The organism is Ochrobactrum sp. Q0168 (assembly GCF_016427605.1).
Taxonomy (GTDB): domain Bacteria; phylum Pseudomonadota; class Alphaproteobacteria; order Rhizobiales; family Rhizobiaceae; genus Brucella.
This window is the reverse complement of record NZ_JAELXQ010000012.1, coordinates 35673-55821: the sequence shown is the minus strand read 5'-3', so window position 1 is coordinate 55821 and position 20149 is coordinate 35673. Positions and strand designations below refer to the sequence as shown.

Genomic DNA, 20149 nt, shown 5'->3' with positions numbered 1-20149 from the left:
GGACCTCAATAGAAATTATAGGTTTCAGCGATCTCGTTGCCGAGCCGGTTGTTGCATTTGATGAAGTCCGTCAGGAATTCGTGCAGCCCCATATCGAAGATGGCGCTTATGTCCTGATTTTGCAGGGTCGAAAAGATTTTCTCCCCCGTTTCATGACAAGTGGCGCGGCTGTCATAATCCTTGGACAGGAAATCCAGATGCTCGTTGATGCTGCGATAGCAATAATTCAGCGAGCGCGGCATGCGCCCGTTCAGGATCAGATAATCCGCGACATGCGCCGGGCGATAATCGCCATCATAAACCCAGCGATAGGAGCGATGCGCCGAGACCGAGCGCAGGATCGATTCCCACTGATAATTATCAAGTGTCGTCCCGACATAGGAAATGGCCGGCAGCAGCACATAATATTTCACGTCGAGGATGCGCGCCGTGTTGTCGGCGCGCTCTATGAAGGTGCCGAGCCCCGCAAAATCGAAAATCTCGTTGCGCAACATTGTGCCGTGAAAAGCCCCGCGGATCAGCGCCGTTTCGCGCTTGATCTGGTCGAGAAGCGGCGGCAAATCGCTTTCCTTCAAAGGCTTGCTCAGCGAATTCTTCAAAAGCATCCACGCTTCATTGACGCTTTCCCAAGCTTCACGCGTCAGCGCGGTGCGCACCATGCGTCCATTGGAACGGGCCGTCTCGAAACAGGACATAACGCTCGACGGATTGCTGGTATCGCGCAGCAGGAAATCGGCGACATTCGCCGCATTATAAGCATCATATTTCGCGGAAAAGGCCTGACTTGCACCCGCTGAAACCACCACGGAAGACCATTCTTCCGGTGCGTCAGATGTCTTGGTTAGCGCCATGCGCAATCCGGCATCCACCAGGCGAGCCATGTTTTCCGCCCGTTCAATGTAACGGAACATCCAGAAAAGCCCGTTTGCCGTGCGGCCTAAAAGCATGAAATCATTCCCCTTATCGAGCCATCTTGGCTCCATCTTTGCGCTCCGGTCTTGCTGCCGGTTTCCACGCGCACAAAATCGTATTCACGTAACGGCTAGTCGTCCAGCACCCAGGTATCCTTGGTGCCGCCGCCCTGACTGGAGTTCACCACGAGCGAGCCTTCCTTCAGCGCCACGCGGGTCAGGCCACCGGGCGTGATGCGGATCCGGTCGGAAACCAGCACGAACGGGCGCAGATCGACATGGCGCGGCGCCAGACCTTTTTCGGTAAAGATCGGCGTCGTGGAAAGCGCCAGCGTCGGCTGCGCGATATAGTTGCGCGGACGCGCCTTCAGCTTCTTCGCAAAGGCTTCGCGTTCAGCTTTGGTGGATGCCGGCCCGACCAGCATGCCGTAACCGCCGGAACCGTGCACTTCCTTCACGACGAGTTCGGCCAGATTGTCGAGCACATAGGCCAGACTATCGGGTTCCGAGCAGCGCCATGTCGGCACATTTTCGAGGATCGCCTTGCGTCCCGTATAGAACTCGACGATTTCCGGCATGTAGGAATAAATCGCCTTGTCGTCCGCAATGCCGGTGCCCGGCGCATTGGCAATGGTGATATTGCCCGCGCGATAGACATCCATGATGCCGGCAACGCCGAGCGTCGAATCCGGACGGAACGTCAGCGGGTCGAGATAAGCGTCGTCCACGCGACGATAGAGCACGTCGATGGCGCGATAGCCCTGCGTGGTGCGCATCGCCACGCGCCCGTCAACGACCCGCAGATCGCTTCCTTCCACCAGCTCAACACCCATCTGGTCGGCCAGAAATGCATGTTCGAAATAAGCGGAATTATAAATGCCGGGCGTCAGCACCGCGACGGTCGGCACACCTTGCGTGCCGGGAGGTGCGACGCTGGCCAAGGACTGGCGCAGCAATTGCGGATAGTTCTCGACCGGGCGCACCTTGACGTTCTGGAACAGCTCCGGGAAAAGCTGCATCATCGTCTCGCGATTTTCCAGCATGTAGGATACGCCAGACGGCGTGCGGGCATTATCCTCCAGCACATAGAACTGGTTTTCCGCCGTGCGTACGATATCGACGCCGATGATATGCGTATAGACATTGCCCGGCGGACGAAAACCGATCATCTCGGGCAGAAACGCCTCGTTTTTGGTGATCAGCTCCTTCGGGATACGCCCTGCCCTGATGATTTCCTGCCGATGATAAATATCGTCGAGAAAGGCGTTGAGCGCCATGACGCGCTGCTCGATGCCCTGCGACAGGCGTCGCCACTCCTGACCGGAAATGATGCGCGGGATAATATCGAAGGGAATAAGCCGTTCGGCGGCTTCCTGATCGCCATAGACCGCAAAGGTGATGCCGGTTTTGCGAAAGACGCTTTCGGCATCCTGAGATTTCTGCAAAAGCTTGCCAGAATCCTGGCCATCGAGCCATTGTTTGAGAAATTCGTATGGTGGGCGGACATTCCCGCCATGGTTGAGCATTTCATCAAATGGCTTCACTGAGTACCCCTTTTTTTCGCCATTATTCAGCGCGGCTTGGGGGAAAAGCAAGCACGGAAATCATATAAAAGCGCAAAGCAGGGTTGCGCAATTCGTCGTGATGACACCGAGCGAAAGGCAATGTAGAATTCCGTCCAAATCGGGAATCGCTGCGCGGTTTTTCTTATCCCGGACGATGTGCTTTGACGACCGCAGGGTCGGTTTCAATCCGGCCTGCCCCGATCAGATCCAGACAATAAGGGATGGCCGGAAAGACCGCCTGCAACGTCATCGCGATGGATGCAGGCTTGCCCGGCAGATTGAGAATAAAGCTCTTGCCGCGACTGCCTGCCGTCTGACGGGAGAGAATGGCCGTCGGCGTCTGTTCAAGACTGACGCGGCGCATCAACTCGCCAAAACCTGGCAACTCCTTGTGCAGCACAGCCTGCATGGCTTCCGTTGTCTCGTCGCGCGGGCTCGGCCCCGTGCCGCCGGTGGTGAGGATCAGATCGCAAGCCTCATCATCGCAAAGCGCCATCAGCGTATCGCGGACTGACTCCATCCCATCGGGAATGACGCGCTTCACCGTTTCATAAGGCGTGACAATTGCGTTCTTTAGCCATGCTTCGATGGCCGGCCCGCTCAGATCCTCATATTCGCCGCGGCTGGCACGGTCCGAAACGGTAACAACGCCGATTTTCAAGGTCTTATCCTCACATCCGGTAAGCCGGAACGCTTATAACGTCCGACCACCGCAATGTGAAGGCGTCGTGTTCCGTCTTTGCTTGACGCGAGCGCAAAACCGCTATCAACGTCAATCGTAGCCTGCAAGTCGAACGATCCCCAACATCATCACCAAAAGCTTCTTTCCGGTCATCATGCTCATCAAGCGCAACGATCTCATTTTTGCGGTACGCACCACCGCCGCATCGCTGACCGCGCTTTATATTGCCTTCCTGATGAACATGGATGACCCGAAATGGGCAGCCATGACGGTGTGGATTGTCGCTCAAAGCAGCCGCGCAATGAGCGTCTCGAAGAGCATTTATCGCCTGATGGGTACGGCAATCGGCGTCGTGGTCGCGGTGTTGCTCACGGCAATCTTCATCCAGACGCCAACCTTATTTCTACTGGTGCTTGCGAGCTGGATCGGCCTTTGCACGGCCCTGTCGACGGGATTGCGCAACTTCCGCTCTTACGGCGCGGTGCTCGCTGGCTATACGGCAGCCATTGTCGCCATCGACTCGCTGTCCGATCCAGACAATGTGTTCGAAATCGCCGTCTCCCGGTTGATCTATATCGCACTGGGCATCGTCACCGAAGCGATCATCACCTGGCTGTTCAGCACCGATAATCCCTTTGAGGAAGCGCGCGCGCAGCTTGGAAAATTCATGCGGCAAACGACAAAACTCTGCGCGGAAATGCTTGGCGGAGAAGCCGGAACTGGTGCACTCCAAACCGCTTACCGCAACGCTATCGCCTTCGACACGGCCATTGAATACAAGGCCGCGAGTTCCGTCACGGTCAGGCGAAGCGTCGGTTATCTTCGTCAGGCCATGGTCGTCACGCTGCAACAGGCATCCGCTGTTCGCGCCATATTGGAAATGCCGCCGCAGACCACCCGCGACGACCCTTTACTGCTGGAAGCCAAGGACGCCATGGCGCGCATCGCCGATGGCGACGAAAGCGTCGATCTGGAAGGCTTGCGCGAAAAGATCCTCCGGACGGCGGAAGAAGAAACCGCCGGAAATGCCGATCTCGCATCCGGGCGGCTGATGTTTTTGTATCGCCTGCGCAGTATGCTCGGTTTTCAGGAACAGGCGCTGGCCATCGAAGCTGAACTCGACACCGCGCGACCGAAAACAAACCGCGTGCGCCTTTCCTATCACGTCGATCACACGGCAGCGGTGATCAACGGCATTCGCGCATTCGTGGCCCTAACTGCGGCTTCTGCGATCTGGATCTTTACCGCATGGCCGTCAGGGGCCGGTTTCGTCATCGTCGTTGGCGTGGTCAATGCCCTTTTCGCAACCCGGCCAAACCCGGTTGCCAGCGGCACGGAATTTCTAAAAGGTTCGGCCATTGCCGCAATCGTCGCCGCGATCATGAATTTCGGTGTACTGCCCGCCATTTGGGGTTTCCTGGCCTTCAGCATCGTCATTGCCCCCGTGCTGATCTGTGCCGGGCTGGCCATGCGCAATCCCTCCACCATCGCCAAAGGATCGGCGTTCGCCATCTTTTTCTGGGATTTGATCGGACCCGATAATTTCACGCGGCCCGACGCCACGTCTTTTCTGAACGGCGTGATTGCCCTTCTTCTGGGCATAGGCATCGGTACGCTTGTCTTTTCGCTGCTGTTTCCGCCGAACACCCATGCCGCGCAGCGTCGCATGAAGCGAGCCATGCGCGACAGCCTGAAGAAGATCGGGACGGCGCCGCGCTCCATGACAATTGAGGCATGGATAAGCCAATGCGCAGACCGCATATCGCGTCTGCTGGTGACTGAGACCTCGGCGGAAGCGCCCGAAGCGCATCAGGATCTGCGCGGCATGCTGGCCGTCCTGAACCTTGGCTCGGCAGCGCTGGAACTGGTGCAATTGACCGACCATCACGTTTCCGATGTGCGCATTGCGGTACAAAACATGCTGCGGACACTGGCCGTATTCGAGCCAGCAAGTTTGATCGAGACGACCAAGGCTGGTGCAGGCCGAATTCTCGCCGTCTCGGAGAGCGCCAGTGGCGCAGAGAAGGACCGCTTGCTGCACGCGGCGGCGTTAATGCAGGCCATGGCAATGACGACGGAAGCGAACAGCGCCTTCCTGCGCTAACCGCTCGAAAAGCGCCAAAAATTTTACAAGCCATAAACAATTGGCCGCTATGATCTTTGGTCATATGCTATAGTTAGCTCTAGCAGATGAGGAAGTTTCCGAACACTGACCTGCGTGGATCGTCTTCACAGGTCGCATTGCGGAATGCATGGGAATGCCATTTTCGAGGGACTATTACTTCGGACGGTTTAAGGCCGATGAGCTGGCAAGGTTGCAGCAGGCCTATATCCAGACTTGCACAACTATTGGCTGTTGTCCGGTTACCTCGCCTCTGAAGGATGAGCTGGTCCGTGAAATCATCCAGATTTATGAGTGCGGCGTCTCCCAACCGGAGAAGATCGCCGAACTCATGAAGCAGATCGAGAGTGTCAAGCACCGTGCAGATAAGGGTCCCACGCTCGACCAGTTCGCCGTCATCCGCTCCAAGACGGCATAGGCCCGGTTAGATATCCAGCCCTATCCCGCCGCTTCCGTCACATAGCCGAATTGCAGCACATTCTGCGGCGCTTTCACGCCCGGCAACAGGCGTTCATCATCAATCGGCTCATCTATCTGCGTTCTCACCGGTATGACACCGGCCCAGATTGGCAGTGCATAATCCGCCTCGTCGTCCTTCGGCGGACCTGAGCGGACTTTCGCCGATGCTTCATTTAGCTCGAGTTCTAGAAGCATGGTCGCCTTCAGTTCCTTGGCCATCATCGGACGCAGCCCTTCCCAGCGATCTGGAAAAAGCCCATTCACGAAGTTGCGCAAATGCCGTTCCTTCGCCGCGATATCCGTAATCTTCTTCGCCGTGCCGAAAGCCATCACGGAACGATAATTACAGGAATGGTGAAAGGCGGAACGCGCCAGAACGAACCCGTCCAGAGTTGCGAAGCTGACACAGACTTCCGCTTCTTCGCAGGCTTCCAGCATGCGGCTTGCTGAAGAGCCGTGCCAGTAGATGAAATTGCCTTCCCGCCATACGAGCGTCGGCGACACGTAGGGCGTGTCATTGAAAACATAAGCCACATGAGCAAGTGGCTGCGCATCGATGATCGCGTGAACGCTGTCCGCATCATAGCGACCGCGATCATGCAGGCGTTTCACTCTGGTTCTGTCTGTTGGGGCATTCGTCATGCTGGTCATTCCCGTTTGCACTTGCACTTTCAATGCATGCAAAATGCCGCCATAGTGGTATGTGGAAAATAACCACTTTAATAATAAAGAACCATGCCACTTATTGCATCAATCTCTGAGTTCGGAATTGACCGGACGAGTGAAACGCCGCTCGCTATGCAGCTTGCCGAGCAGATAAGACAGGCCGTTCTGACCGGAAGGCTGAAGCCCGAAAGCCGCCTTCCCTCCACCCGTGCCTTTGCCGAAGAATTGGGCGTGTCGCGAGCCACGGCACTGGCAGCTTATGACCAGCTGATCGCGGAAGGCTATCTGGAAGGCAGGCACGGTTCAGGCACGCGCGTGGCAGCTCAATTGCCGGATGTGGCATTGAAAACCGGTCCAACCCGGGCTTTCAGTCCTGCAAGGACGCCCATAAAGGCAGCGCAATCCCCGCAGCCCTTTCAGCAAGGCGTATTCGACAGCGATCATTTTCCCCATGCGGAATGGGGCAAGCTGCTTGGGCGCATCTGGCGCAACCCTGCCGCCAGCCTGCTGAGCGGTCACGACCCTTTCGGCTATCTGCCGTTGCGCGCTGCTCTCGCCCGCCATCTGCATGAATGGCGCGGCATGGCGGTTGACGCCGCGCAAATTCTGATTACCGGCGGCAGCACCGACGCTTTTTCGCTACTCCGCGAAGCGATATTTACGCCGGGCGACATAATCTGGATGGAAGAACCGGGCTATTCACCTGCCCGTAACATTCTCGGCGGTCAGGGAATTGACGTCGTCTCGGTGCCTGTCGATGGCAATGGACTGGACGTCGCCGCGGGGCGACAAACCGCCCCGCATGCGCGCGCCGCATTTGTTACACCTGCCCGTCATCACCCGACAGGTGTGACCATGCCGCTGGCGCGGCGGCTCGATCTCATTGCCTGGGCACGCGAGAGCGATGCGTTCATCATCGAGGATGACTATGACAGCGAGCACCGCTATATCGGCCAGCCGCTTCCGGCCTTGATGTCGCTCGACCGCGACCGCATTCTTTATATCGGCAGTTTCTCGAAAGTGTTTTCGCCCCTCTTGCGGCTCGGCTTCCTAGTTGTGCCTCCGCAGATGACCGGCAAATTTCGCACCCTCCGGCAGGAGCTTTTTCCGCCGCCATCGCTCCTTGCGCAACCGGCACTGGCGCAGTTTATCGAAACTGGTGCCTTCGCCCAGCACATCAGGCGAATGCGCCGCCTTTACGCGTCCCGTCGCAACAGGCTTATCGCGGCATTGTCGCCCGGTGAATCGTCGCTTTTCATGATCGAAGCGCCGCCTGCTGGCCTAACATTGCTGCTGACGCTTTCCGACCAGCATGACGATGTAGCGCTTACGCAAAAACTCGCAGGCAGTGGGATAGAGGTGCAGCCTCTCTCACCCCTCTATAGTTTTTTCAAGCCAAGACAGGGACTTATCCTTGGTTTCTCAGGCTTTGATGAAACCCCTTTGGAGAAATCTGCAACAGCACTGATAAAAATCCTCGAAAGCTCAATTTGAACCGCGTGCGTTAGCACTTTCGTAAACTTTGGATTCAGTTTTTGCCGGTAATCTTGTCTGAGCAATGACTCGGGAGAGCGTTGCAGCCCATTTGTTTTGAGTACGGGTGCCTATGCGTTCTTCGCCTTCGCGTTCTTTGGTCGTGTCTGCCATTGCGCTCGCTTGCGCCGCCCTTTCGGGCTGCACATCGAGTTCCGGCATCGACAGCATCATGCTTCAGCCGAAACCCTCGGCAGAGGTGACCAGTTCTGTCGTGAGGCCGGTTCCGCCCGCAGCCGTAACCGAAACGGCAAGCGCGCCGCGCGCCCAACCGCTCCCGCCTCAGGAAGAAGTGCTCGCCTGGGCCGGGCCTGTTCCAGATGGCGGACCGTTCAAGGTCCAGCCGCCTGCGCCTGTTGCGCCACAACCGCGCGCGCCATTGCAGGAGCGTCCCGTCGCGCAGATGCCCACACCAGCGCCACAAACTGAAGCGCCTCGCATGCCTGCTCCACAGGTTGCGGCCTATCCGGCCGTGCGTCTGGAACCGCAAACACGCACGGCACAAGATCGCACCAGAATTTACAGCCACCGTTTCCGTGACGCAAAGCCCATCAATTTTGGCCGTGCATCGCCGCGTAAACTCGCGGTCCACGGCGTAGACGTGTCGCGCTGGCAGGGCGATATCGACTGGCCGAAACTGCGCACGCAAGGCGCGAACTTCGCCTATATCAAGGCGACCGATGGCGGCGATCATCTCGATCCGATGTTCCGCAAGAACTGGCGTGAGGCCAAGGAAGCAGGCATCAAGCGCGGCGCCTATCACTTCTTCTACTGGTGCCGTGTCGCCAGCGAACAGGCCGATTGGTTCATCCGCAATGTGCCGAAAGACCCCGATGCGCTGCCGCCGGTGATCGACGTGGAATGGAATGGCGATTCCGCCTGCCGCCGCCGCCCATCCCCGCAACAGGTGCGCGAGAAGATGCAGGTCTTCATGGACAAGCTGGAGCGCCATTACGGCAAGCGACCGGTCATCTATACCGCACCGGATTTCTATGACGACAATCTGAAAGGCGCGTTCAACGACTATCCGTTCTGGCTACGCGCTGTCGCCCAGCATCCATCCAAGGTCTATCCGGGACGCCCATGGCTGTTCTGGCAATATTCGGGATCGGGTCTGTCTCAGGGCGTGAGCAACAAGATCGACCTGAACGTGTTCCACGGCTCCGAAGCCGAATGGCATCGCTGGCTCGATCGCGTCGGCAGCTGAGTTCGCTTCATCTCAAACAAAAACCCCGGAACGGAAGTTCCGGGGTTTTCTGTATTCAGTGGCAATCACTTCTTGCCGATATTTTCCAAATCATAAGGCGTTGACTGGTAAATTTCATTGATCCAGTTGCCGAACAGGAGATGCGCGTGGCCACGCCAACGGTTTTGCGGCGGGCGCGTGGCGTCGTCTTCCGGGAAATAATTCGCAGGCACCTTGGTTTCAGGCTCGGCCTGAATATCGCGGAAATACTCGTCGGCGAGCGATGTGGTGTCATATTCGACATGGTTGAACATATGCAGTGCGCGATGTCGCGTGTCTTCCAGCAGACAAAGGCCGGATTCGGCGCTATCGACGAGAACATTCAGGCCGCTGTCCTGTGGAATGTCTTCCTTGCGCACTTCCGTCCAGCGCGAAACCGGAATGGTGAAATCATCCGAGAAGCCGCGCAAATAAGGCGATGACGGCGCAAGATTCTGCTGGCTGTAAACGCCCGATGCCTTGGCCGGCAGTTCATACTTGCGCATACCATGGAAATGATAGACGGCAGCCTGCGCCGACCAGCAGATATTCAATGACCGATGCACATGGGTCTGCGTCCAGTCGAAAACGCGTCGCAGCTCATCCCAATAGGTCACCTCTTCGTAGTTCAGTCGTTCCACCGGCGCGCCGGTGATCACGAAGCCGTCGAAGCGCTCGTCACGCACATCTTCCCACGGGCGATAGAAGGAGAGCATATGATCGGCGGAGGTGTGGCGTGCCACATGATTGGTAATGCGCACAAGCGTCAACTCCACCTGAAGCGGCGTTGCGCCCAAAAGGCGGGCAATCTGCGTTTCGGTGGTCGCCTTGTTGGGCATGAGATTGAGCAGACCGATGCGGAGAGGCCGAATGTCCTGACGCACGGCATCCGCCTCGCGCATGACCATAACGCCCTCGGCCTGGAGAACACTGGTTGCTGGCAGATCGTCAGGAATTTTTATCGGCATGATCGCGTCGGTCCCTAGTTCTGTCAGGTAGACGCGAGTGGCTTTCTCCGCATAGTTGCCGGTTTGGCCACATCCTCCCTTGTTAGGGAGTACCACCTTGCCCGGATTGGCAGGTTGGCGTTGGGCGTCTCCCCAACTCTTGATGTATGCGCACTTTTACTCAAACGCGGATGGAATGGCAATAGCTTTACGCAACGACAGCCAAGACTGGAACAAATGTCCGCTTTCCGCGTTGTTTGAAGTGCCCGCATACTGACTCAGGCTACCGTTTCGGTTTGAGGGCAACAGGGAGGGAGAAAATGAGCAACATCATATTCTGGACGGGAATTCTGATTCTGCCGATCCTGGTGGGAACAGCATTCGCCTATCTGCGCCATTATCATCACGAAGACGACTTCTGATTTAGAACCAGAAGCCGCCTGTCATTTTGAACTTTTCATGCGCTTCCGCGCAAGGTCTTTATTATTTCGCTGAAACCAGCGAGAAAGCCACGCCCTTTGGATCGAGACACTGGATGATCCATTCGCCGTTTGGCACTTCTGTCGGTCCGAATGTCACCTTACCGCCCAACGATTTCACGCGTTCGGCAGCTGCGCTCGTCCCGTCGACCATGAAATAAAAGCCCCAGCCGTTCGGCACATTTGGCGGTGCGGTCATGATCCCGCCCGCGTCAGCACCGTTTATGCTGAATATCTTATATTTGCCCATTGCGCCCATGTCGAAGTCGCGCGAGAGCTTCCAGCCAAACACTTTCTCATAAAAACCAAAGACTTCCTCACCGTTCCTGGCGTAAAGCTCATGCCAGCCGGGGTGGCCAACCTTCCGCGAACCAAAATCAGCTGGCGGCTCCGGCGGGTCTTTCGGCTCGAAGAGTGCAAAGACCGCGCCCTGCGGGTCTGCCACGACGGCAAATCGCCCGACGCTTGGAATTTCATGAGCCGATTGCAGGACTTTGCCGCCTGCGGCGGTGACCTTCTCCGACATGGTATCCACGTCGGCCACGCCGATATAGCCAAGCCAGCCGGGTTTTGCCTCGCAATCTCCGCTCGGCATGCTGGAAAGCGCCATCATACCGGCAACGGCACAGCCCGGTGCTTCAAACAGTGTGTAATTCACGCCCGGGACGCCTGAATCTTTCCTGGTCCAGCCAACGACCTTACTGTAAAAATTCGCCGCCTCGGCGGCATCTTCAGTCATGAGTTCGTACCAGACGAACGGTGATGCTCCGTTATTCATTGTCATTCCTCCCAGAATTTGAATTCAGCGTTCAGCTGCAGCAGCTGTGTTTGGCCGCTGGCGCCCGATATTCATCGTGCCGTTTTACGAAATGCATGGTGCTATCTTCATTGCGCCCTTTCGGCGCCCGGTCGAGGATCATCAGCGTGCTGATCCACTCCTCAATGCCACGCGCATAGCTGGAATATGTATGATAGATCGTGCCGTCATCGGCCTTGATAAAGGCGCTCATGCCTGGCAATTCGTCATGCGCCTGTTCCGGCGCCAGTCTGTCGAAATTATAGAAGACGCGCCCTGCTTCGATCTCGGCCTTGTCGAACGACACATGAAAATCAAAGTTGAAATCGCCGCCATAGGACGACACCCATGGGAAATGCCAGCCCATGCGCTGCTTATAGCCTTCAAGCTTCGCGAGCGGTGCACGCGATACGGCGACAAGCGTAACATCATGGTTGTTGAGATGCGCCAGTGCGCCATCGAGATTATCGGCGAGGAATGAACAGCCAACACAGCCCTGCTCCCATTCCGGCCCGAACATGAAATGATAGACGACCAACTGGCTGCGGCCGTCAAAAAGCTCTGCCAGCGTTCGACGCCCAGCCGGGGTGTCGAAGACATAGTCTTTTTCCACCTTGACCCAGGGCAATGCCTGTCTTTCCTGATTGACGCGATCGCGAAGATGCGTCGCTTCCTTTTCTCTAGCCAACAGCGCGCGGCGCGCCTCGAGCCAGATTTCGCGGGATACGACCTCATTCATGATGCAAGTCCTCCTCCGCCCCCGGATGGTAAAACGCCCAGTTTATATCGGGATATTTGCTTGACGATTTACATTGATATCAATATTAATGGATCATGTCAAACACTGCCGAAGTTCCTTTTGCAACAACCATTTTGGTTAGAGATACCTGCCTTTGCCTGCATGTCCAGCGGGCGGCTCGCGCGCTTGCGCGGCGATTTGACGAGGCTCTTCGTCCGGTTGGCATGACGAATGGGCAATTTTCACTGATGATGTCGCTTAATCGACCCGCGCCGCCGCCGATGAAGCCGGTGGCTGAATTGCTGGCAATGGATCAGACCACCCTTACCGCAGCTCTGAAACCACTGCAAAGGCAGGGCTGGGTGGAAATATTGGTCAACCCCGCAGATCGTCGTGAGCGCCTGCTGCAACTGACGACCGCCGGGAAAGCAGCGCTGGCTGCCGCCGTTCCCATTTGGACCGCGACCCATGCAGAGATCGAAAAGAACCTTTCGCAAGGCAATGGCGACACGATCCGGCGTGATCTGATCGCGCTTTCGGTGTAGGGGTTCTCAAATTTGTTTAATCATAAACTCTGCATGAATTCATGCAGCACGACGGCTTGGTTGTGTTCCTCGTCCTTCGCGCCATAGAGCAATGTCAACGGCGCATCGCCGGCCTTTGCAACCAGTGCTTTGAGGTCAGGCAATTTATCCTGCAGTTCGGCAAGATAGCGTTTTTGAAACTCGCTCCACTTCGCCGGATCATGATTGAACCATTTGCGAAGTTCCGTGGACGGGGCAACATCTTTTGCCCAAAGATCAATAGCGGCTTTCTCCTTCGTCATACCGCGCGGCCAGACACGATCGACCAGAACCCGATAGCCATCATCGCTTGACGGCGCATCATAAATCCGTTTGAGGCGAATATCGGTCATGTTGAAATCTCCGCATCGTCGCTACCACCTGCTGTTTTAGCGAAACTGCGCGGAATAGGCGACCACAGAAGCGCTGCGCGGGGGCACAGCGCTTCCGTGTTTCGCAGGGTTACGCGGCTTTGCCGAGCATACCGTGCGGATCCAGAACAAACTTCTTCGCTACGCCCTGATCAAAACTCTCATAACCAGCTGCTGCATCTTCAAGCGAAATGACTTCCGCATTGACGATTTCAGCAATATTCAAACGCCCATGCAGGATCGCCTGCATCAATTGCCGGTTATATTTCAGAACCGGCGTTTGACCGGTATGGAACGACTGCGCCTTGGCCCAGCCGAGCCCGAAGCGGAGCGACAGGCTGCCCTGTTTGGCCGCACCGTCCACAGCGCCCGGATCTTCCGTCACATAAAGCCCCGGAATACCAACGGAACCGGCAGGGCGCGTGATTTCCATCATCTGGTTCAGCACGATTGCCGGCTGTTCACCGCCGCTATGGCCTCTGGCCTCGAAGCCCACGGCATCAATGGCGCTATCTACCTCGTTGCTACCGGTCACTTCCGCGATCATGTCGCCGAGACGGTCGCTGGCTGAAAGGTCGATCGGTTCGAAACCGACCTTGCGGGCATGTTCCAGACGTTCCTTGTTGAAGTCTCCGACCATCACGACGGCGGCGCCGAGAATTCGCGCCGAGGCTGCGGCTGCAAGCCCAACCGGACCGGCACCAGCCACATAGACCACCGATCCCACGCCGACCCCCGCCCTCACCGCGCCATGAAAGCCGGTCGGCAGAATATCCGACAACATGGTGAGATCGCGGATCTTCTCCATCGCCCGGTCGCGATCCGGGAATTTCAGCAGATTGAAATCGGCGTAAGGCACCATGACATAGCGAGCCTGCCCGCCGATCCAGCCGCCCATATCGACATAGCCGTAAGCGCCGCCAGCACGTGACGGATTGACGGTCAGGCAGACGCCCGTGTCCTGCTCCTTGCAGCAACGGCAACGGCCGCAGGCGACATTGAACGGCACGGAAACGATGTCGCCGACCTCGAGCATCTCGACATCGGAACCTTTCTCGATGATCTCGCCGGTAATCTCGTGACCCAGCACAAGTCCAGGCATCGCCGTTGTGCGTCCGCGCACCATATGCTGGTCCGACCCGCATATATTGGTGGAGATGACTTTGAGAATGACACCGTGACCGAGTTTCCTCCCGTCGGGTGCAGCCAGCACCGGGTCTTCGATATCACGGACTTCGACTTTTCCGGGTCGCATATAGACGACGCCACGGTTCCTGCTCATGTCTACCTCCTCCAGGTTGGACAACAAACGAAGATGCCAGAAACTGAAAGCGTAACGGCGATGGCGGTAAGGTTCAGTCTCAATCGCGACACGTCTCATTCAATTTGCACGTCACAGAACAGCCGTCATAATTGCGGGTGATGATAATAGAACATTGTATATATTAGCGAAGCAGCTTGACTCAGGGTTGTGCGCAAGCTTCACATGACGCGGATTCTTTCCGCTCTGCCAGGGGACATTGGTCGGGCACCGAAATCGCAAGGAGAGGCAAATGCTTAACGGTTTCAAACGGCAGCACGGACGCCCGCTTTGGGCACAGGTTTTTCTGACGCTCTGTGCAATCACCGGTTTGACTGCCGGGCTTGCCATTGCGCCCGCTCCGTCGAACGCCGCCGAAACGCGCCGTATCGAGATCACCGACGATGGCGATTACTTCGGCTTCGACCTGCGCACCCAGAAGAACGTGACGCTGGACCAGTGCAAGAGCACCTGCCTCGGTGACAATGCCTGCCGCGCCTTCACCTATAATCCGAAGGTCAAATGGTGCTTCCTTAAGACGGATTTCAACAAGCTCAATCCTTCAGTTGGCTCCATCGCCGGTAAGGTCGTATCGGGCGCGGCCAGGGATACAGCCAAGGCAGATATCGGCGCACCACCGGCCATTACCTTCTTCGCCGAAAATCTTGTCGATGAAGCCCGCCGTTTCCGCACCACTATTCTGGCTGCGGACAGTAACGAAGGCCTCAGCACGCTGAAGGCGGATGCGGCCACGGCGCTCGCCAATAGCGACCCGCGCACGGCGATGGAGAAATTTGCCGCCGCAGCCGGCGCTTCGCCCGACGACAGCACGCTCTGGACTGGGTTGGCTCTCGCCACTTTGGCAACAGAACCTTCCAACAGCGAAGAGACGGCCAAGTTCAAGCGCGACGCCACATCGGCAGCATGGAACGGCTATCAGACTTCGCGCAGCAAGGCCGCGCGCGCCGATGCCCTGAATGCGATGGCGCAGGCGCTTGACCGTCGCGAATTGTCCCGTCCTGCCCTTCAGGCCTATGATGCGAGCCTCAATCTCGTCAATTCGGCTTCCGTTCGCGCTGCCTATGAAGACCTCAAGGCACGCAAAGGTTTCCGCATCGTCGACCACAGTGTCGATAACGACAACGCATCGCCGCGCATCTGCGCGCAGTTTTCCGAAGAACTGGTCAAGAGCGGCACCGATTATTCGACCTTCGTGACGCTGGACAGCGCCGCACCCAAGGCCATTGAAGCCAAGGATCGCCAGATCTGCGTCGAAGGTCTGGAACATGGCCACACCTATAGCGTCACCTTCCGCGCCGGTTTGCCTGCCGCCATTGGCGAAACACTGCCAGCGCCGGTAACGCTTTCCGTCTATGTGCAGGACCGTGCACCATCGGTACGCTTTACCGGCGACAGCTTTGTGCTGCCTGCCAAGGCGCGTCGCGGCATTCCGCTGGTCAGCGTCAATATGGATGCGGCCAAGGTCAAGCTCTATCGCATCGGAGATCGCTCGCTGGCGCAGCTTCTGTCCGGCTATCAGTTTCTGCGTCAGCTCGACGGTTATGACGTCAGCACTATTTCCGACCAGATGGGCGCACCGGTCTGGGAGGGCGAGATCGAAACGGCTGGCGGTGAGCTGAACAAGGAAGTCACCACCAGTTTTCCGATTGATGAAGCACTGCCGCAGCGCAAGCCCGGCGTCTATGTGCTGACGGCAGAACCGATCAAGGCGAGCGGCGAAAGCTATGACACCAAGGCGACGCAATGGTTCGTCGTTTCGGATATCGGGCTTTCGACCTATACGGGTCAGGACGGCATCAATATCTTCGCGCGTTCGCTCGAAGCGGCGGAGCCGCTTTCCGGCGTCAAGCTGACATTGCTGGCTCGCAATAACGAAGTGCTTGGTGAAGCGACCACCGACAGCGACGGCCGCGCCACCTTTACCGCAGGCCTCACCCGTGGCTCCGACGGCATGGTTCCCGCCGTGCTGATGGCCAATCAGGGTGAAGATGATTTCGTCTTCCTCGACATGGCGCGCGCAGGCTTCGATCTTTCTGACCGCGGTGTCACCGGTCGTGCCGCCCCGAAAGCGCTCGACGTTTATGCCTGGACCGAACGCGGCATCTATCGTGCAGGCGAAGTGGTTCATGCCGCAGCCCTTGCCCGGGATGATGCGTCGCTCGCCGTGGATAATCTGCCGCTGACCTTCATCTTCACACGCCCGGACGGCGTGGAAGATCGTCGCCTTGTATCGGATAGCAGCAAGGCTGGCGGGCATTCCGTCGACCTGACATTGGCCGCCAATGCCATGCGCGGCACATGGAACCTGAACATCTACACCGACCCCAAGCAACCGGCGGTCGCCTCGCAGATGTTCCTGGTTGAAGATTTCGTGCCGGACCGCATCGAGTTCGACCTGACATCGGACAAGCCGGAAATCGCCAGCGGCGAAGCTGCCAATGTAACCGTCGATGGCCGCTTCCTCTATGGTGCGCCCGCCGCCGGACTGGCGCTGGAAGGCGAAGTCACGCTTTCGACCAAGCGCGACTGGGACCGTTTCAAGGGCTATTATTTCGGGCTGGCCGACGAAGGTCTGGGCGAAGCCACCCGCCTGCCGCTGGATCAGTTGCCCAAGGTAGGCGACGATGGCAAGGCGACCTTCCCGGTCGTGATCGATGACCTGCCATCCACCACCCGTCTGATCAATGCAGCCGTCACCGTTCGCATGCGCGAAAGCGGCGGTCGTGCTGTGGAACGCAAGCTCGACCTTGCTGTTCGTCCGCAAGGATCGATGATCGGCATCCGACCGGATTTCTCCGGTGACGAAGTTCCGCAAGGCGGCACTGCAAAATTCAGCTTCATCGCTTCGGATGCCAAGGGCAACCGCACCAACCTTGATGGCGCCGTCTGGTCGCTGGTAAAGGTTGAGCGCAATTACCAATGGTATCGCAGCGGCAATAGCTGGAACTACGAGCCGGTCACCTTCACCAAGTCGGTCGCAACCGGCAAGATTGACCTCAAGGCCGATGCGGAAGCCAGCATCACCCAGCCGGTCGACTGGGGCCGCTATCGCCTTGAAATCGAAACCGGCGATGCATCCGGTCCGGCTTCGAGCTACGAATTCGACGCAGGCTGGTATGTGGCCGCGACTTCGACGGAAACGCCCGACGGTCTCGAAATCGCGCTCGACAAGGATCATTACGCAGCCGGTGAAACCGCGAAGCTGAAGGTCAGCCCGCGTTTTGCCGGTGAGCTGCTGATCACCATCGGCGCGGAAAAGCTGCTGACGACCATCAGCGAGAGCGTATCGGCTGACGGTGCAACCATCGACATTCCAGTTGGCGAAGACTGGGGCGCTGGCGCTTATGTCACCGCAACGCTCTTCCGTCCGGGCAGCGCGCAGGAAAGCCGCATGCCGGCTCGCGCCATCGGCCTTAAATGGCTGAAGGTCGATCCCGCCGACAAACAACTGGCCGTCACGCTGACGCCACCGGAGAAGATCACTCCACGCGGTACGCTCTCGGTTCCCGTTTCGGTGGAAAATGCTGGCGGCGAGCAGGCCTATGTCATGGTTGCCGCCGTCGATGTCGGCATTTTGAACCTGACCCGTTATCAGGCCCCGAACCCGGAAAACTGGTTCTTCGGCCAGCGCCAGCTTGGCCTTGAACTGCGCGACATGTATGGACGCCTTATCGACGGTTCGCTGGGTACCACCGGCAAGCTGCGCACCGGCGGTGACGGCGGCAACATGGCTGCGGAAGGCAGCCCGCCGACCGAAAAGCTGGTTGCTCTCTTCTCTGGCCCTGTCGAGCTGGATAGCGATGGCAAGGCAACCGTTGATTTCGATATCCCGCAGTTCAACGGCACCGTCCGCGTTATGGCCGTGGCCTGGACAGCTAAGGCCGTGGGCCACGCATCCAGCGATGTGATCGTGCGCGATCCGGTTGTCATTACGGCTGGCCTGCCGCGCTTCATGGCGCCGGGTGATCAGGCAACACTGCGCCTCGATATCGCCAATACGGACGCACCTGACGGAAATTACCGTCTGAGCGTCGAAACGAGCGACAATCTCGGCACGGAAATCGGCTCTTATCCTGACACGCTTGCGCTTGCCGGTGGCAAACGCCAATCGGTCGCCGTGCCGCTCAACGCGCAGAAGACGGGACAGGGCAATATTACGATACGCCTTGCCAATGATGCCGGACTATCCATCGAACAGAACTTGTCGCTACCGGTGCGCCCGGTCGATCTGCCGGTCACGACGCGTCAGGTGGTCAGCCTTCCGGCCAATGGCGGCAGCCTCAAGATTGATGGCGGCCTGCTGTCGGAAAGCCTGCTCGACGGTGCTTTCGTCAGCGTCGGTATCACCCGCAGCGCAGCGTTCGACGTGCCGTCGCTTCTGATGGCGCTCGACCGCTATCCATATGGTTGCGCCGAGCAGACGACGAGCCGCGCCCTCCCCTTGCTTTATCTGAGCGAAATGGCGGCTGGCTCCGAAGCAAGTGCTGGTCTTGGCGATCAGGACGAACTGAAGAAGCGCGTGCAGGACGCCATCTATCGCGTGCTGAGCTATCAGTCTTCGTCCGGTTCGTTCGGCCTGTGGGGACCGGGTTCTGGTGATCTTTGGCTCGACGCCTATGTCACCGACTTCCTCACCCGTGCCCGGGAAAAGGGTTATGTGGTTCCACAGGAAGCCCTGCTTTCGGCGCTGTCGAACCTGCAAAACGCGCTTGGCTATACGACTGACGCCAAGGATCGCGGCAACGAGATCGCCTATTCGCTCTATGTGTTGGCGCGCAATAAGAAGGCATCAGTCGGCGATCTGCGTTACTACGCGGATACGCAGCTCGATAACTTTGCAAGCCCGATGGCAATTGCCCAGCTGGCCGCAGGTCTGGCGCTTTACGGCGACCAGCAGCGTTCGGATCGGGTGTTCAACGTCGCCCTCGACCGCGCAAGCACCAACACAGCGTTCGACTATAATCGCTCCGATTATGGTTCGCGGTTGCGTGATGGTGCGGCCATGCTGGCACTGGCCGCAGAAAGCAAGCCCGCACCGAAAGTGCTGCCATCACTCGTCACGCTGGTTGGTTACGAACGCGACCAGGCGAAATATCTCAGCACGCAGGATCAGGCCTGGATGCTACTCGCAGCCCGTGGTCTCAAGGAGAACAATGCCGCGATCAATCTCGACATTAACGGCACGGCCCATGAAGGCGCTTTCTCCGAACGCGTCAACGGCAACGCGCTTGAAGCACAGCCGCTTGTCGTAACGAACCGGGGCAGCGATGCCGTGGACGCCGTGGTGACAGCCGTTGCGCCGCCTGCGCAATCACTGCCTGCCGGTGGCGAAGGCTTCAACATCGAGCGCGCCTATTACACGCTCGACGGGCAGGAAGCGAATATCACCAGCATCAACCAGAACGAGCGTTTCGTTGTGGTGCTGAAGATCGACGATCTGCAACAATGGCAGTCGCGCCTGCTGGTCACCGATCTTCTGCCAGCCGGTCTGGAGATCGACAATCCGGGTCTGGTTTCCAGTGCCGATCTCGGCAATTTCCCGTGGCTTGAAAGCACCGAAGCCGCGCATCTCGAATTCCGCGATGATCGCTTTGTCGCAGCATTCGACCGTTCGGCAGGCGAGAAAAAGCAGATCGTACTTGCTTATGTGGTGCGTGCGGTAACGCCGGGGCTTTACACCCATCCCGCGGCCACCGTCGAAGACATGTACCGTCCGCAATATTCCGCCCGCACTTCGACCGGAATGATGGAGGTGACTGCGCCCTGACCG

The 20149-nt window shown here is 57.9% G+C and carries 15 protein-coding genes and 1 riboswitch; of the genes, 6 read left to right on the top strand and 9 right to left on the bottom strand.

Features of this window, described 5'->3' with window-relative positions; genetic code table 11:
* Window positions 1-5 precede the first annotated feature (5 nt).
* The 3 genes from JAU75_RS17855 to mog form a co-directional block, all read right to left on the bottom strand.
* The gene (locus JAU75_RS17855) at window positions 6-947 is read right to left on the bottom strand and encodes an alpha-E domain-containing protein (RefSeq protein ID WP_199057824.1); all 942 of its coding nucleotides are present in this window, start codon (window positions 945-947) and stop codon (window positions 6-8) included.
* Window positions 948-1042: 95 nt separating this feature from the next.
* Window positions 1043-2455, bottom strand: a complete 1413-nt coding sequence (locus JAU75_RS17850; protein WP_199057823.1) for a circularly permuted type 2 ATP-grasp protein — start codon at window positions 2453-2455, stop codon at window positions 1043-1045.
* A 163-nt stretch (window positions 2456-2618) separates the two neighbouring features.
* Window positions 2619-3137: a molybdopterin adenylyltransferase gene (mog, locus tag JAU75_RS17845; RefSeq protein ID WP_199057822.1), complete on the bottom strand. Its 519-nt coding sequence runs from the start codon at window positions 3135-3137 to the stop codon at window positions 2619-2621.
* Window positions 3138-3312: 175 nt separating this feature from the next.
* Here mog and JAU75_RS17840 point away from each other — a divergent pair, with 175 nt between their 5' ends.
* Both JAU75_RS17840 and JAU75_RS17835 read left to right on the top strand, forming a co-directional pair.
* A complete protein-coding gene (locus tag JAU75_RS17840) occupies window positions 3313-5262 on the top strand; it encodes an FUSC family protein (RefSeq protein ID WP_199057821.1) in 1950 nt (649 codons plus the stop codon).
* A 154-nt stretch (window positions 5263-5416) separates the two neighbouring features.
* On the top strand, window positions 5417-5698 hold the full coding sequence (locus JAU75_RS17835) for a hypothetical protein (protein WP_199057820.1): 282 nt from the start codon (window positions 5417-5419) through the stop codon (window positions 5696-5698).
* A gap of 20 nt (window positions 5699-5718) precedes the next feature.
* On the opposite strand, the gene JAU75_RS17830 is transcribed toward JAU75_RS17835, so the two are convergent.
* On the bottom strand, window positions 5719-6381 hold the full coding sequence (locus JAU75_RS17830) for a pyridoxamine 5'-phosphate oxidase family protein (RefSeq protein WP_199057819.1): 663 nt from the start codon (window positions 6379-6381) through the stop codon (window positions 5719-5721).
* 93 nt (window positions 6382-6474) lie between these two features.
* Here JAU75_RS17830 and JAU75_RS17825 point away from each other — a divergent pair, with 93 nt between their 5' ends.
* Entirely contained in the window at window positions 6475-7899 is a 1425-nt protein-coding gene (locus tag JAU75_RS17825; RefSeq protein WP_199057818.1) for a PLP-dependent aminotransferase family protein, read from the top strand.
* 112 nt (window positions 7900-8011) lie between these two features.
* Window positions 8012-9145, top strand: coding sequence for a GH25 family lysozyme (locus JAU75_RS17820; protein WP_199057817.1), 1134 nt, complete (start codon window positions 8012-8014; stop codon window positions 9143-9145).
* Window positions 9146-9210: 65 nt separating this feature from the next.
* Here the strand turns inward: JAU75_RS17820 and metA are convergent, their stop codons facing one another.
* The 3 genes from metA to JAU75_RS17805 form a co-directional block, all read right to left on the bottom strand.
* Window positions 9211-10131 carry a homoserine O-succinyltransferase gene (metA, locus tag JAU75_RS17815; RefSeq protein ID WP_199057816.1) on the bottom strand — a complete coding sequence of 307 codons (921 nt, stop codon included), beginning with the start codon at window positions 10129-10131 and terminating at the stop codon, window positions 9211-9213.
* Between the two features lie 41 nt (window positions 10132-10172).
* Window positions 10173-10282: riboswitch (SAM-I-IV-variant riboswitch) on the bottom strand.
* 311 nt (window positions 10283-10593) lie between these two features.
* A complete protein-coding gene (locus JAU75_RS17810) occupies window positions 10594-11367 on the bottom strand; it encodes a VOC family protein (RefSeq protein ID WP_199057815.1) in 774 nt (257 codons plus the stop codon).
* A 31-nt stretch (window positions 11368-11398) separates the two neighbouring features.
* Complete coding sequence (locus tag JAU75_RS17805; protein WP_199057863.1) at window positions 11399-12127, bottom strand: thioredoxin family protein; 729 nt, start codon at window positions 12125-12127, stop codon at window positions 11399-11401.
* 92 nt (window positions 12128-12219) lie between these two features.
* On the opposite strand from JAU75_RS17805, the gene JAU75_RS17800 reads away from it, so the two are divergent.
* The gene (locus JAU75_RS17800; protein ID WP_199057814.1) at window positions 12220-12669 is read left to right on the top strand and encodes a MarR family winged helix-turn-helix transcriptional regulator; all 450 of its coding nucleotides are present in this window, start codon (window positions 12220-12222) and stop codon (window positions 12667-12669) included.
* Window positions 12670-12689: 20 nt separating this feature from the next.
* On the opposite strand, the gene JAU75_RS17795 is transcribed toward JAU75_RS17800, so the two are convergent.
* Both JAU75_RS17795 and fdhA read right to left on the bottom strand, forming a co-directional pair.
* On the bottom strand, window positions 12690-13040 hold the full coding sequence (locus JAU75_RS17795; protein ID WP_199057813.1) for a DUF488 domain-containing protein: 351 nt from the start codon (window positions 13038-13040) through the stop codon (window positions 12690-12692).
* A gap of 109 nt (window positions 13041-13149) precedes the next feature.
* A complete protein-coding gene (gene fdhA, locus JAU75_RS17790) occupies window positions 13150-14340 on the bottom strand; it encodes a formaldehyde dehydrogenase, glutathione-independent (protein WP_199057812.1) in 1191 nt (396 codons plus the stop codon).
* A gap of 271 nt (window positions 14341-14611) precedes the next feature.
* Between fdhA and JAU75_RS17785 the strand changes: the two genes are divergently transcribed.
* Window positions 14612-20146: an alpha-2-macroglobulin family protein gene (locus JAU75_RS17785; protein ID WP_199057811.1), complete on the top strand. Its 5535-nt coding sequence runs from the start codon at window positions 14612-14614 to the stop codon at window positions 20144-20146.
* Window positions 20147-20149: the final 3 nt, after the last annotated feature.

Coding starts and splice junctions, on each gene's coding strand:
- JAU75_RS17855 (WP_199057824.1), bottom strand. CDS start 947: ATGCTTTTAGGCCGCACGGCAAACGGGCTTTTCTGGATGTTCCGTTAC.
- JAU75_RS17840 (WP_199057821.1), top strand. CDS start 3,313: ATGCTCATCAAGCGCAACGATCTCATTTTTGCGGTACGCACCACCGCC.
- JAU75_RS17835 (WP_199057820.1), top strand. CDS start 5,417: ATGCCATTTTCGAGGGACTATTACTTCGGACGGTTTAAGGCCGATGAG.
- JAU75_RS17830 (WP_199057819.1), bottom strand. CDS start 6,381: ATGACGAATGCCCCAACAGACAGAACCAGAGTGAAACGCCTGCATGAT.
- JAU75_RS17825 (WP_199057818.1), top strand. CDS start 6,475: ATGCCACTTATTGCATCAATCTCTGAGTTCGGAATTGACCGGACGAGT.
- JAU75_RS17820 (WP_199057817.1), top strand. CDS start 8,012: ATGCGTTCTTCGCCTTCGCGTTCTTTGGTCGTGTCTGCCATTGCGCTC.
- metA (WP_199057816.1), bottom strand. CDS start 10,131: ATGCCGATAAAAATTCCTGACGATCTGCCAGCAACCAGTGTTCTCCAG.
- JAU75_RS17810 (WP_199057815.1), bottom strand. CDS start 11,367: ATGAATAACGGAGCATCACCGTTCGTCTGGTACGAACTCATGACTGAA.
- JAU75_RS17800 (WP_199057814.1), top strand. CDS start 12,220: ATGTCAAACACTGCCGAAGTTCCTTTTGCAACAACCATTTTGGTTAGA.
- JAU75_RS17795 (WP_199057813.1), bottom strand. CDS start 13,040: ATGACCGATATTCGCCTCAAACGGATTTATGATGCGCCGTCAAGCGAT.
- fdhA (WP_199057812.1), bottom strand. CDS start 14,340: ATGAGCAGGAACCGTGGCGTCGTCTATATGCGACCCGGAAAAGTCGAA.
- JAU75_RS17785 (WP_199057811.1), top strand. CDS start 14,612: ATGCTTAACGGTTTCAAACGGCAGCACGGACGCCCGCTTTGGGCACAG.